This window comes from Luteolibacter sp. SL250 (assembly GCF_026625605.1).
Lineage (GTDB): Bacteria > Verrucomicrobiota > Verrucomicrobiia > Verrucomicrobiales > Akkermansiaceae > Luteolibacter.
On sequence record NZ_CP113054.1, the window covers coordinates 3,760,808 to 3,775,250 of the forward strand.

Annotated in this window: 8 protein-coding genes; 6 read left to right on the forward strand and 2 right to left on the reverse strand. The window is 66.8% G+C overall.

What is annotated here, in order from left to right; all coding sequences use genetic code 11:
* Positions 1-12 precede the first annotated feature (12 nt).
* A complete protein-coding gene (locus tag OVA24_RS16295; protein ID WP_267671043.1) occupies positions 13-2,697 on the reverse strand; it encodes a toll/interleukin-1 receptor domain-containing protein in 2,685 nt (894 codons plus the stop codon).
* Positions 2,694-3,218: a hypothetical protein gene (locus tag OVA24_RS16300; RefSeq protein WP_267671044.1), complete on the reverse strand. Its 525-nt coding sequence runs from the start codon at positions 3,216-3,218 to the stop codon at positions 2,694-2,696. Before OVA24_RS16300 ends, OVA24_RS16295 begins: the two co-directional genes overlap by 4 nt.
* A gap of 149 nt (positions 3,219-3,367) precedes the next feature.
* Here OVA24_RS16300 and OVA24_RS16305 point away from each other — a divergent pair, with 149 nt between their 5' ends.
* The 6 genes from OVA24_RS16305 to OVA24_RS16330 all read left to right on the forward strand — a co-directional run bounded on the left by OVA24_RS16305 (position 3,368) and on the right by OVA24_RS16330 (position 14,405).
* A complete protein-coding gene (locus OVA24_RS16305) occupies positions 3,368-4,780 on the forward strand; it encodes a Gfo/Idh/MocA family protein (protein WP_267671045.1) in 1,413 nt (470 codons plus the stop codon).
* A 135-nt stretch (positions 4,781-4,915) separates the two neighbouring features.
* Positions 4,916-5,719, forward strand: a complete 804-nt coding sequence (locus OVA24_RS16310) for a hypothetical protein (RefSeq protein WP_267671046.1) — start codon at positions 4,916-4,918, stop codon at positions 5,717-5,719.
* A 30-nt stretch (positions 5,720-5,749) separates the two neighbouring features.
* A complete protein-coding gene (locus OVA24_RS16315; protein ID WP_267671048.1) occupies positions 5,750-9,679 on the forward strand; it encodes a DUF7133 domain-containing protein in 3,930 nt (1,309 codons plus the stop codon).
* A gap of 60 nt (positions 9,680-9,739) precedes the next feature.
* Positions 9,740-11,455: an FAD-dependent oxidoreductase gene (locus OVA24_RS16320; protein ID WP_267671049.1), complete on the forward strand. Its 1,716-nt coding sequence runs from the start codon at positions 9,740-9,742 to the stop codon at positions 11,453-11,455.
* Between the two features lie 167 nt (positions 11,456-11,622).
* The gene (locus tag OVA24_RS16325; RefSeq protein WP_267671050.1) at positions 11,623-13,131 is read left to right on the forward strand and encodes a hypothetical protein; all 1,509 of its coding nucleotides are present in this window, start codon (positions 11,623-11,625) and stop codon (positions 13,129-13,131) included.
* A complete protein-coding gene (locus OVA24_RS16330) occupies positions 13,128-14,405 on the forward strand; it encodes a hypothetical protein (RefSeq protein WP_267671052.1) in 1,278 nt (425 codons plus the stop codon). The genes OVA24_RS16325 and OVA24_RS16330 overlap by 4 nt, the downstream gene beginning before the upstream one ends.
* Positions 14,406-14,443 lie beyond the last annotated feature (38 nt).

Genomic DNA, 14,443 nt, shown 5'->3' on the forward strand with positions numbered 1-14,443 from the left:
GGTCCGGATGGTTCAGTCGGACGCGATCCAGTGGGCCGGGAGGAAATAGCATTTGCCGAAGGTACCCACCACCAGCGACCGGGCCGCGGGGAAGAACGTCAGGCTGCTGATGTCATCCGGCGATTTCCAATCCGGCTCCATCACCGTGGCCTCCTCCACATCGATCAGGGAGAGCCGGCCGTCATTGAATCCCAGGGCCAGGAACTTCCCGCTGCCGTCGAGGGCGGTCGCCTGGATCGCCACATCCTTGAAGGGATAGTAGCGCCGGACTCCATCCCGGATCACGTCCACCCCGGAGAGGTTCACTTTGACCGATGTCCCCGCGACGGTGATGTCCTTCGGGCCGGGCCTGGCGACCTCATCTTCCGGCAGGGGCTGCCGGGTGATTTGCGCGGGGGCCGCACTTCCTCCCGCGAAGGTGAGGAGGTGCCTGTGGTTGTCCGCGGTCAGGGCTTCGATGCCGCCGCCGGATTCCCGGAGCGAGATGACCTGCTCCGGAAACCCGGCGGAAGGAAATGAGGGGGGCGCGGGGTCCAGGGTCCAGCAGTCCATGATCCCGTCAGCCTTCAGAATCCGGAGGATGCCGCCGTCACCGGAGGCACCCAGCCACTTCACCGCGCCGTGGGTGGCTATGGGTCCGGCGGACCGCGACAGGTCCCCGGGATCCAGCAGTTCGACAAAGCCATCCTCCATGCCGACGGCCAGTGTCCGCCCTCCGACCAGGGCGATGGAGGTGACGCGTGCCGTCACCGGCCTGGCCTTCCTGACGCCGCCGGAGGACAGGGAGCACCGGCGTATCTCCAAGGGGGTGGCGACCCACATGTCGTCATCCCTGAAGACGGGATCGACCACGGAACTCTCCGCGGCGAGCACCACCTTGTTCTCCAGATCATGGATCTCGATCCCCCCTCCGCCATCTCCTCCGACTTTCACCGCCATGCGTGTCCCATCATCAGAGAGTGCCAGGGGGCGCCTCCACGGCCCGGAATCGACCACGACAACGGAGTTTTCCCGGCGGTTGAACACCCATGTCGAATGTCCCATCAGGTCAGGTGTGACGGCAACCGTCTGGAGGTCACCGCTCCAGACCATGCTTTCCGGCGGAGCCGCGGCCGTGTCCGGGAAACCGCTGAAGGCGGCCCCGTCCAGCAGGATCCCGTCAGGGGTCCCGGTGGTAGGATCGATGGAGACGATCCGGTTTCCGGACACCCCCGCCACCTGATGGCCGGTTCCCTGGAAGCCGAGAAATCCCGGATGCGCTCCCGTCCAGCCGGGTTGCTCCCGGAACGGAACGGCAAAGGCTTTCAGGAGGGTCCGCCCGGCCGTCCCGCCGCCACGTGCGATCACATGCGTGCCGTCCGGAGATGCGGCTTCCACCTGGACGCCCCCGAAGATCATCGGAGCCGGAGATCCGGCGGCCATGTCATACTGGGTCACGCTGCCGGAAGCATTCACATAGAGGTGGTCGCCGGCGTGGATGAAAACGGACTCCCCGCCAATTTCCACCGGGAAGGAATTTTCCAGCGCCGGAAGCCGCTGGAAGAGGTTTCCGAACTCCAGATGGGACCGGACCTTCGCCGTCGGCCTGGTGGAAAATGATCGTTCGAGCAGTTGGCGGCGCTTCAGCGGGTCCCTGGTCGCCAGAGCCTGATGGAAATCCGCCTCGGCGAACTTCGCGGCGAGCTGGGCGCCCTTTTGCGCCACCTCGGCGCGCTGCTTTTCCTCCGCCTTCAGGGCACGCCAGGCGACCACGCCGCTCACCGCCGCGAGCACTCCGAGGAATGCGACCACACCAAGCACGTACACCAGCCTGCGGAAGCGCTTCCGCGAAAGCATGAGCTGATAGGCCTTGTCCCGGTTCCGCAGGAGTTCCAGCGGAACCCCGAGAATGCCGGCGATGATCTTCAGCTTCATCAGTTGGAGCTGCTCCCCATACTGGTTGGCGAGCCTGGCCGCCTCCCGCGGGGGCAGGTCGTCCAACGAAAGCCGGTAAGCCGCGGCTGAGATGAAACCCTCCTCCCCGGACGGCAACCGGAGGTCCGCCGCGATGGGCTCTGCGACCATGTCCGGCACCAGGCCGCCGTCCGGTCCGTAGGCCTGGTGGAGTTCCCGGGGAAAACACTCCCTCTCCGCATCTCCGGGTTCCCCGGCAAGAATCGCGCCGATGATCCGGTCCGCTTTTCCCGACATCTTGAAATGCCGGATCTCCTGCGCGACATAGACACTCCGGACCGCCCTCGGGGAACAGAGGGCGAGCAGGGTCTTCGAGCGGTCAAGCGCCCCGGTGATGGCCCGGGAAAGGTCCGCATCCGCAGGCAGGGAATCTTCGTCACGGAACACCGGATAGATGCGCTCCGGGATCACATCCCCCCGCGCGGTCTCCTTCCCGACAAGATCAACGGGAATCTCATACCGTTCGATCTCCTGGTGGATCCAGCTTGCCCAGTTCCGGTCCTGTTCCTTGTTGTCGGCGTGCCGGTAGCTGACAAAGCACCAGTAGCTTTCGCCGTCCGCGGGAGATTTCTCTGACATATCTTCCGGCACGTGTTGGGGTGACAACCATTGGCTCATCGCGGATGCGGGAATGCGATGGAAGGACAGGAACCCGGAGCCGGCCACCGCACCCATGACGGGCTTGGCATAGTCTTGGGTGACCAGGGCATCCCGGTAAAGGAGAAGCTTGGTCAAATGCATCATCCACCGTCGGCGGATCCACCCACCCGGCCTCCGTCAGGCTGGCCCGGCATGGCGGGGCGCCAGCGGGAGGTGCTTTTTTCCGCGAGTACGGTGAGGTAGGCGTGGATGAAGGCGAAGACGGCGCCGCCGAGGGCACTGGCGAGGCCGAGGATGACCCAGTCAGAGCCATGGCCTTCCTCGATCTCCAGGATGCCCAGCGCGTCCAGCCCGAAGACCCAGATGACGGAGGCGACGGGGAACACGGACACTCCCGCGAGCGACGCCCACCACGGCCGGTGCAGCAGCGGGTTTCCACGCGGAAAGCGCAGCAGCGGGACGATGAGCACGGCGAGGATGGCGACCAGCACGGCGAGGACGCCGCAGGTTTCCTTCATCAGATCGAGGAGGTATTCGGCGAACTCCGCCGGTGGCATGGGGAACAGTTCCCAGTCCAGCACGACGAGCGGGATGATGACCGCCGCGGCACAGAACGACCACGCGATGAAGGCGGAGAAGAGGATGCGGAGGAAGGACCGGACCATGGAGGATGCCACATCATGGACGGGAGCGTGGTGGCGGGGCAATGAGGAAGGCGCGGTCGGAAAAGCAGGGCTATTTCATCTGAAAGCGGAGAAGTGACGGGCCGGCGGACGGCGTATGGATGGATGACAAACGCAGGCCTATGACGACGATGAACAAAAGGGACTTCCTGAAACTGGCGGGGCTGGGCGGACTGGCGGCGGCGGGCACCGGTGCCGCGCGCGCGGCGGAGATGGAGAAGGAGGCGGCACGGATGGCGGAGATGGCCCGCAGGGTGCGCAAGCCGGTGTACAACATGTGCGGCCACGCGGCCGGGAAGCTGGATACGGTGGGGATCGCCTTCGTGGGAGTGGGCGCGCGGGGGATCGGCGCGGTGAGGCGGATGGCAAAGATTTCCAACGTGCGGATCGCGGCGGTGGCGGACATCCAGGAGAAGAAGACGGGGCTGGCGGAGAAGGCGCTGGCAAAGACATCGCACAGGCCGGTGGTGTACGCGGGCACCGAGGACGGCTGGAAGGAAGCGGTGGCGCGGGAGGATGTGGACCTGGTGTACATCTGCACGCCGTGGGCGTTGCACGCGCCGATGGCGGTGGCGGCGATGGAGGCGGGAAAGCATGTGGCGGTGGAGATCCCGGCGGCGCTGACGCTGGAGGAGTGCTGGGAGCTGGTGGAGACGTCGGAGCGGACGCGGCGGCACTGTGTGATGCTGGAGAACTGTTGCTACGGCTTTTTCGAGCTGCTGACACTGAACATGGCGCGGCAGAAGTACTTCGGCGAGGTGGTGCACGTGGAGGGCGCCTACATCCACGATGTGTTCGAGTCGCTCTTCAACAAGTCCCGCCGGCATGACCTGTGGCGGCTGCGGGAGAACGAACGGAACGGGAACCTGTACCCGACGCACGGGCTGGGTCCGGTGAGCCAGATCCTGGACATCAACCGAGGGGACCAGTACGACCATCTGGTGTCGATGTCGTCGGATGACTTCATGATCGGAAAGCGGGTGGCGGCGCTGGCGGAGGGTGACGCGGAGTTCCGGCAGTTCCGGGGAAAGGCGTTCCGCGGGAACATGAACACGACGATGATCCGGACGAAGAAGGGCAGGACGGTGATGCTGCAGCATGACGTGACCAGCCCGCGCCCGTATTCCCGCATCCATCTGGTGTCCGGGACGGAGGGGTGCGCACAGCAGTTCCCCCTGCCGGGCAGGATCGCGAAGGGACACGAATGGCTGGGAGAGGAGGAGGTGAAGCTACTGGAGAAGCAGTATGAACCGGAGATCGTGAAACGGATGGGCGCGCTGGCGAAGAAGGTGGGCGGCCACGGCGGGATGGATTTCCTGATGGACTGGCGGCTGATCGACTGCCTGCGCAACGGCCTGCCGATGGACATGGACGTGTATGACGCGGCGGCGTGGAGCGCGGTGCTGCCGCTGAGCGGGTGGTCGGTGGCGAACCGCTCCGGCGCGGTGGATTTCCCGGACTTCACGGGCGGGGCATGGCGGACGAACGCGCCGGTGGACATCTCGATGGCGCGCGGCGGGAACACGGGCGTGGTGGGTGGATAGCGGGCATGGCCGCCCAGGGATGGGATGGGTGTTATTCCGTTATATATGGCAACTAAACAAATCAGGGAGTGGTGTTCCATTGCGCGGCGGAGGGGAAATGGATTAGGCGCTCTGTTGCTTCCCATCGAAAAAATCATGAAAACTTCCCTTCTGTGTTTCATCATTCCATGGGCGGGCCTGCCCATGTCCCTCCATGCGGCGACCCTCACCGGCAGCCATGCCCTGTTCACCGGGACGGCGGCCCTGCCGTCCGCCACCGGATCCGACTGGGCTTATTTCACGACGAACCCGCCGGTCGCCGGGGCGCCGACGAACACGAGCAGCTCCGGCTCCGGACTGTTCACCGTATCCACCCTCGGGCCGGGGGCGACTTCGTTGCTGGGGAGCGGCACGAACATCGATACTTTCGCGCTGGCTTTCACGAACGGGACTTCGCCGCTGTCTTCATCCGGCGTGAACGTGAGCGGCATCCGCAACAACCTGACGGGGGCGGCGGCGGAGGGAAACGGAATCCGGATGTCGCTGGCGGCGCAGCCGGGGCCGAGCCAGATCAGGCTGTGGACCTATCTGTTCACGGCGGATGCGACGTTGAACGTGTATGCCTATGATCCGTCGGGCGAAGATCCGGGGACGGTGATCCACACGCAGTCGATCTCCGCCGGCATCACGACCACGAAGAGCGCCCATCAGTTCGTGTTCGACTATGTGCCGACGGGGACGAATGACGCGCTGCGGTTCGAGTACGTGATGGACACGAACCGGAGGACGACGGCGAACATCGGCTTCGCGGGCATTTCGGTCACGCCGGTTCCGGAGCCCGGCGTGCTGCCCGTGGCGGCGGTGGCGGTGCTGGGGTGCGGCTTGCTCCGCAGGAGACGGTTGGAAAAGCACGCACGAACCAGTGAAAAGCATCACACGGAGGTCTCCGCCGCACCGTAGTTGTTGGGGACAACCGCATCCTGATCTCCGATGATGAAACGCCTGCCCCTGTTGCTGACTCCTTTCCTGTTCCCCCCTTCCCTGCCAGCGGCGGAGCATGGAGGAACGCAGGTGCTGGAGAACTTCGACAACGACGGCTTCAACGGCTGGAAGGTGGACGGCACGGCGTTCGGCAAGGGGCCGATCTCCGGGAAGACGCCGGAGATGACGGCGCCGTTCCGCGGGTATGCGGGCGGCTACTTCGTCTGTTCCGCCCATGGCGGGGATGATGCGGTGGGCACGCTGACCTCACCGGAGATGACGGTGGAGAAGCCCTACATCGCGTTCCTGATCGGCGGTGGAGCCCATCCGGGGACGGCGGCGGTGCAGCTCCTCCATGAGGGTAAGGTGGTTCGTGAGGCGACGGGCCGGACGAGCCTGGAGATGCGGCCGGTGGTGTGGGATGTGCGAGAGCTGGCGGGAAAAAAAGTGACCATCCGCCTGGTGGATGCGGCGAAGGGATCCTGGGGCATCATCGCGGCGGATCATTTCATGGCGACGGATGAGGCGGAGCCGTCCTTCCCGCCGGGCGGAAATCAGGATGGCGGAGACAGCCTGGTGGCGCACCCGTCGATGCCGGGGGTGGTGCTGCCGCGCGGCGTGGAGGTGGCGGTCATCGCGGACTGGAAGGACCAGGGGACGGTCTCCCCGGCGGCGCTGTCGGTGGATGAGCGGAATGACATCCACCTGGCGGAGACGCACCGCTTCCGCTTCGGCGTGGAGGATGACCTGGACCATCCCTACTGGGTGGTGGATGACACGCGGAGCCAGAGCACGGCGGACCGCCGGAGGATGTATGGGAAGTGGGCGGGGAAGATGCCGCTGGCGAAGCTGACGGCGAAGTCCGAGCTGGTGAGGAAACTTTCCGACAAGGACGGGAACGGTCACTACGAGACATCCAGTACTTTTTCCGGCGGCTACGATGACGCGCTGGACGGGACGGGGTCCGGCGTGTTCTCGCTGGATGGGACGACGTATTTCGCCTGCATCCCGAAGATCTGGGCGCTGCGTGACGGGGATGGGGACGGGGTGGCGGAGTCGAAGGAGGCGCTTTTCGACGGTTTCGGCGTGCGGGTTTCGATTTCCGGGCATGACCTGAACGGCTTCGCGCTGGGGCCGGACGGGCGGATCTACGGGACGTGCGGGGACCGGGGGATGAGCGTGACGACGCGGGAGGGGCGGAAGTTCCACCACCCGGGTGAAGGGGTGGCGTTCCGGTTCGAGCCGGACGGATCCGGCTTCGAGGTGTTCCACACGGGGCTGCGCAACCCGAAGGAGATCGCCTTCGACCGGCTGGGGAATCCGTTCACGGTGGACAACAACTGCGGCCTGGGGGACGCGTCACGGGTGGTGTACCTGATGGAGGGCGGTGACTCCGGCTGGCGGATGGAGCACCAGATGCTGATGAGCTTCCACCGGGAGCTGGGGATGGAGAAGCGGCCGCCCATCCAGTGGACGGCGGAGGGCCTGTGGAAGATGGCCCACGCGGGGCAGCCTGCGTTCGTGCTGCCGGCGGCGGCCTACCTGACGTCCGGTCCGTCCGGGCTGACCTACCACCCGGGGACGGGATTCCTGGAGACGGAGGCGGACCATTTCCACGTGTGCGACTACCGGGGCGGCGGGACGAACTCCGGGGTGTTTTCCTTCCGGATGAAGCCGTCGGGCGCGGGGATGGAGATGACGCAAAGCCGCCGCCTGATCTGGGGCGTGGGGGCGACGGATGTGGAGTATTCCTACGACGGGCGGCTGTTGATTTCCGACTTCATGAACGGCTGGACGTCCCATGAAAAGGGCCGCGTGCTGGCGCTGTCCGCGGCGGGCGGCGCGTGGCGCGCGGGTGAGGCGGAGGAGGCGGCCCGTCTGGTGAGGGAGGGATTTTCGAAGATGCCGTCCGCGGAGGTGGCGGGCTGGCTGGGGCATGCGGACATGCGGGTGCGGCTGCGCGCGCAGATGGCGCTGGCACGCCGGCCGGAAGGGCTGCGGCTCCTGGCGGAAAGCGCGGCGTCCGGTGATGCGGGGCGGCGCATCCATGGACTGTGGGGGCTGGGGATCATCGCGCGGCGCGGCATTTCCGGCGCGGCGGCGGACGTACGCGCGGAGGCGGTGGCGCGGCTGCTGCCCTTCCTGTCCCATACGGATGATGAGACACGGGTGCAGGCGCTGCGGTCACTGGCAAATGCGGGCGCACCGGGCGGCGGCATCCCTTTCCGCACGTTGCTGGCGGACCCTTCCGTGCGGGTGCGGGCGGAGGCGGCGACCACGCTGGGACGCACGGGCGGCGTGGATGCCACGGCGGACATGGGGATGGTGGTGGGGCTGCTGAAGGAGAACGCGGGGAAGGACGCGTGGCTGCGGCACGCGGGGATCACCGCACTGGAGGGGCTGGCGCGGAAAGGCGCGGACCTGTCCGTGGCGGCGGCGGATGCCTCACCGGAGGTGCGGCTGGCGGCGGTGGTGGCGATGCGGAGGACCGGAAACGCGGGGATCGCGAAGATGGTGGACGATGCGTCCCCTGCCGTGGCGGAGGAAGCGGTCCGCGCGATCTGTGACACGGACATGATGGAACACCGCCCGGTGGTGGCCGCGCTGCTGGACGGCCCGGCGGCATCCCCGCGCGCGCCTTTCATGATGCGCAGGCTGCTCCACAACGCGTTCCGCCTGGGGGACGCCGCCAACCTGAAGCGCGTGCTGGCGGTGGCGGGAAATGCAGCGATGCCCGCGGAGGTCCGCGCGGAGGCCATGCGCCTGGTGTCCGTCTGGATGGAGCCGCGGACGAATGACCAGCTCACCGGCCACTACCGTGCGCGCCCGGTGCCCCAGCGGGAGGAGATCATCTCCACGCTGGATGCAGCGCTGCCCGGGATGCTGCGGCAGGACGGACTGATGCTGGCCGCGGCGCTGGGCTACATGGAGAGCTACAAGCTGGATCCGGCGGCGCTGGATGAGGCGGACCTGCGCCGCATCACGAAGGACGCGGCGCTGCCCGCCCAGGCACGGGCAAAGGCGCTGGACCTGCTGGCGGGACGCACGCCGGGGGACATGGTGGACTTTCTCTCCGCACTGGCGGGGGACGCGGCCGAGGAGGTGTCCACCGCAGCGGTGGGCCATCTGACGCGCCTGTCGCCGGAGGCGGCGGTAGCGCTGCTGGAGAAGACGGTGGAGGGAACGGACGCCCACCGGATGCAGCGCGCGTGGTTCATGCTGGCGGGGCTGCCCGGCGGGCGGGTGGACGGGCTTTTCGTGAGGCACCTGAAGGCGCTGGCGGCATCCCGGGGAGAATCCCCGGCCGGGATCGAGCTGCTGGAGGCGGCGGGAAAACGCACGGCGGTCCCGGTGCGAGAGGCGTTGGCGGCCTACCACGCCACCATCGCCTCAAGCACGGACCCGCTGGCGAAGTGGAACATCTCCCTGGAAGGCGGGGATGCGGTGAACGGACAGGTGCTTTTCTCCAGCCACCCGGCGGGCCAGTGCGTGCGCTGCCACCGCACCTCCTATGAAAAGCAGGGCGGCGACACCGCCACGGCTGGACCGAACTTGGCGGATGCCGGAAAGCAACACGACCGCCGCTACCTGCTGGAGTCCATCGTCCGGCCCAGCGCACGGATCGCCCCCGGGTACGGAGCGATTTCCGTGACGCTGAGGAATGGAAGCACGTTGGGAGGATTTCTGGAAGGCGACGGGCCTGACCATCTGGACATCGCGGCGGACGGAAAGGTCTGGCGCGTGGCGAAGGCGGATCTGGCGGAGGTGCCCTCCCCTGTCTCCACCATGCCGCCGATGGAACACATCCTGAAGCCGACGGAGGTCAGGGATCTGGTGGCGTGGCTGGACACGTTGGAAACGGAGGACCCAAGCCCTACCCCGAAGCCCGCCCCGCAGCCCTATGTCCCCGGTGCCGCCGCGGGAAAGAAAACGGACTGACCCGCCATCCCACGACGACTTTCACCAAACCCTCAAACGAACCCACACCCCACGATACCCATGCACCTGAAACGCCGACATTTCCTGAAGTCCACCGCCGCCGCAGCCCTGCCGCTTTTTACCTGGGCACCGTGGCTGGCGGCACAACAGAAGGAGACCGCGTCCGAGTGGCATGCGGACGTGGTCATCATCGGTGGCGGCATGGGTGGCTGTGCGGCGGCGCTGGCGGCGTGCGAGGCGGGGCTGCGCGTGATTATGACGGAGCCGACGGACTGGATCGGCGGGCAGTTGACATCGCAGTGCGTGCCGCCGGACGAGCATCGGTGGATCGAGGAGTTCGGCTGCACGCGGAGCTACCGGGACTTCCGCAACGGGGTGCGGCAGTACTACCGGGACCACTATCCGCTGACAGATGCGGCGAAGGCGAACCCGGCGCTGAACCCGGGCGGCGGCGGGGTCTCCCGGATCTGCCATGAGCCGCGCGTGGCGCTGGCGGTGCTGGAGCAGATGCTGGCCCCGTACCTGGGCGGCCGCCACCTGCGGGTGCTGCTGGAGCATGAGCCGGTGTCCGCGGCGATGGACGGGGACAAGGTGAAGGCGGTGACGGTGAAGGACCTGCTGCGGAACCGGGAGGTGGTGCTTTCCGCGCCGTATTTCATCGATGCGTCGGAGCTGGGCGACCTGCTGCCGCTGACGGGGACGGAACACGTCATCGGCGCGGAGTCACGCGCGGACACGGGGGAGCCGCAGGCGCCGGAGAAGGCGGACCCGAACGACCAGCAGGCGGTGACGTGGTGCTTCGCGATGGAACACGTCGCGGGGGAAGACCATGTCATCGACAAGCCGGCGAACTATGATTTCTGGCGGGACTATGTGCCGGCGCTGACGCCGCCGTGGTCCGGCAAGCTGCTGGACTGGACGATGAGCCAGCCCGCGACGCTCAAACTGCGGGAGCTGGGATTCGACCCGACGGGACCGGGGAAAAAGGGCGTGCTGAATCTTTTCAACTACCGGCGGTTGGTGAACCCGGGGAACTTCAGGCCGGGCAGCTACCCCGGCCCGGTGACGCTGGTGAACTGGCCGCAGAATGACTACCTGCCGGGACCGATCATCGGCGGCAGTGCGGAGGAAAACGCGCGCCACCTGGCGGGCAGCCGTGAGCTGAGCTTGGCCCTTTTCTACTGGATGCAGACGGAGGCGCCGCGCCCGGACGGCGGCACGGGTTGGCCGGGGCTGCGGCTGCGCGGGGACATGACCGGGACGACGCACGGCCTGGCAAAGGCGGTGTACGTGCGGGAGGCGCGGCGCATCCTGGCGGAGCTGACGGTGACGGAGAACCACGTGGGCACGGCGGCGAGGATGGCGGCGACGGGGATGACGGAGAAGGAGGTGAAGGCGGCGGATTTCCCGGACACGGTGGGCATCGGAAGCTACCGGATCGACCTGCACCCGAGCACGAGCGGACGGAACTACGTGGACTTCGCCGCGCTGCCGTTCCAGATCCCGCTGGGCGCGCTGATCCCGCGGCGGGTGGAGAACCTCATCGCCGCGAACAAGAACATCGGCACGACGCACCTGACGAACGGCTGCTACCGCCTGCACCCGGTGGAGTGGAACATCGGCGAGGCGGCGGGCGCGCTGGTGGCGCACGCGGTGGCCGCGAAGGTGCCACCAAGGCAGGTACGGAATGACAAGAAGCACCTGGCGGAGTATCAGGAAAGGCTGACCGCGCGTGGCGTGGAGCTGCGCTGGCCGGAGTCCGTGGTGCCGTCTTGATGGGGGGGAATTGGAGGGGCGCACGCCGATGCGCCCGTTTGGTGGGGTTGGACGACGTTTGGCTGGTGAAGAGGGCGCATCGGCGTGCGCCCCTCCGTGCGAAGCTTCCGCTCGCTGTATCGTCTCGACAGCGATGGACCGGAGCGGATATGGCTGGTCTTTCCATCATGGCGCGCGCTTCCCTCCCCTACCATGCGGCCACGCACGTGCTGGCTGCGGCGCTGGGGTATGCCGTCTTTACGATGGTTCCCGTAGATGGGGGAAAACACCGCGCGACGGAGAACGGACGCCCAGCCATGAAGGTGGCGCGGGATCGCGGCGCGGCGGGCCATGCCGGTGAGACGGAGGCGGAACGCCTGCGGCGGGGGGAGGCGGTATTGGCGAAGCTGCTGGAGAAGAAGAAGGAGCTGGAACCACCCGAACCACCGTATGATGACACCATCGCTCTCAGGGCGCTGATCGAACTGGCGGACAAGACTCCACCGGCGGCGGACCCAGCGGAGGAAGTGCGGAAGGTCATCAGGACCGCGGAGGCGGACATGACGGTGGAGATCCGCGACATGATCGGCGTGCGCTGCCTGCACTGGCTGCGGAAAGATCCGGCGGCGGCCATCGCGTTCCTGTCAGACCCGGCCAACGTGAAGGGGAACGGCATCCTGGGGCAACTGATGGTCCGGGTTGCCATCGCGGCCCTCACCCTGGAGCGTGGGTGGCGGGATGTGCTCCCCCACTTTCCAGTCAAGGGCGATCCGTCCATCATGATAAGTGTCCTGTTGGTGGATCTGCAGCGGGAGACCAAGGGTGTCCCTTTTTCCGGGCCTGCGGGGCAGGCGGCGATGGAGGATTTTTCCCGCCTGGCGGTGGATGCGGGGGCGACGGAGGCGCTGGACGTGCTGATCATCCTGGGTCCGGACGGAGTGCGCTGGCTGGACCGGAAGGTGGCATCCGGAGGATTGCCCCTGCGGATGCTGGAAAAGCTGGAACATGAAACGGACTATCTGATGGCGCTGAGAAACACGCCGGGCGTGCCGCTGGAACGGCGGCTGTGGATGGGCGACCAGCCGGATGAACGGAGTGAGGTGGAACGGATCACGGAATTGGCGGATGGGGACGTCGTCCGCCTGCTTGAGGAAGGCAGGGATTGGCATTATGCTCTCCTTCACGGTGGCGTGACAGCGGATGAGATCCTGGAGCATGTGAGGAAAGGAACACCGGAGCTTGCGGAGAAGCACGCGGAGGAACTGCAGATGGTCCTCTTTGCGCGGCTGATGCCGGTTGCTCCGCAGGAGGCGATGCGACTGCTGGAGCATCTGCCGGAGGAGCAACGCTGGAAGGTGGCGCTGGAAAAAGGGAAAACCCCCATCAATGATCCGGTGGCGCTCCTTTCCTTCATGCGGAGCATCCCGGACTCCGCTGCGGAGGGACTGCTGGAGCAACGCAGCCAGTGGTGGGCGGTGTCGATGGAATATCATGGGGCGTATTCCCCTGACGAGGTGGTTTCATGGCTGGAGGAACTGCCCGCAGGCAGGGAGCGGGATCTGGCGGCGTTCCAGTTGCTGGCACACCGGCATGGGATCGAGTCCGGTTCCGGCGCGGTGCGCCTGAACCGGCTGGCAGCGAGCATCCGTGATCCGCAGGTGCTGGAGCTGATGAAAGCGGAGGGAGGCGGCGAATGAAACGTCTCCTGACCCATGGGACGGCATTGGCCGCGGGCATCTGTCTGGCGTGGTGCGCGGCAGCGTGGCGGCACGGGGGCCCGGCGGATGGGGACGCCCCCGCGGGGCGGCAGACCCCACCCCGGCGTATCTCCCCTGCCAACGGCGATGACTCCCACGGTGCGGGACGCACTGGCGGCGGCGGGCTTTCCCCGAAGGACTACCAGGCGGCGTGGGATGCGATCGCCCACCGGCCGGTCACGGAGGAAGAACGGCAGGCACTGCAGCGTGTGGTGATAGAGGCATGGGCGCACACGGACCTGAGGGGAGCGATGCGAGCGGCCGCGTTCAGTGACCCGGGATCATCCTTCTTTGCCAGATACCCCGTTTCGAATTTCAGCGCCGCAGATGCCCTGTCCGGTGAGTTTTCGCGGGATCCTGAGACGGCGTGGGCCATCCTGCAGGAGCAGGAGTTCCGGTTCAACAGGGAGGGATTCTACAACACCTTCTCCGGGGCCGTGGCGGGGAACATGCCGGTGCTGGCAGCCATGTTGCCACGGATGCCGCAGCGGCTGCGGATGGCGGTGGTGGAGAACATCGCCCTGCGTTCCACGGGTAAGAACGCCCTCCCGCATGCGGAGGTGATGCGGCTGCTCTCCAGCCTGCCGGATGCGGTGCAGTCCCGGGAGCTGGTGCGCAGGTTCGCCAGCACCCAAATCGAGCTGGAGCCGCCGGAGACGCTCCTGCAGCGCGTGACGGACGCAACCACCGCGGCGGAGCGGATGGTGGCGGAGGAAGCGTATTTCAGAACGATGACAGACAGCCCGGAAGGCACCCTGATGGAGCGATGGCGGGCATTGCCGGAGGAAGCGCGCGGCAGGGCGGTTGAGGTGGTGGTTGGGTCCGCCGGCAGCAACGATAGCCTCCCGAAGATCATCGGGATGATCCGGGAATCCGGGCGGAACGACTTGCTGCAAAACAAATCGCTCACGATGAACCTGCGGTCATGGGCGAGGAACTGGGAAAAGGATGACGTTGCGGAGGGCCTGGCATGGGCCGCCTCCCTCCCCGCGGTGCCGGAGATGGACGCCGCTTTCGAGCAGACGATCACGGGCTATTCGGACTACCGCACCGGGGAGCTGCGGGAGTGGATCGGCACGCTTGCCGCGGGCTGGCACCGGGACCGGGCGCTGGCGGTGTATGCGGGAAGCTCCGAAGTCGAGGAGGAGGACAAGGCGTGGGCGCGGGGACAGATCGCGGATCCGGAGGTGAGGAAACGGCTGGAGGAGGAGTAGAGGCTGCGTGGGGAAAATGGGAGGGGCGCACGCGGGTT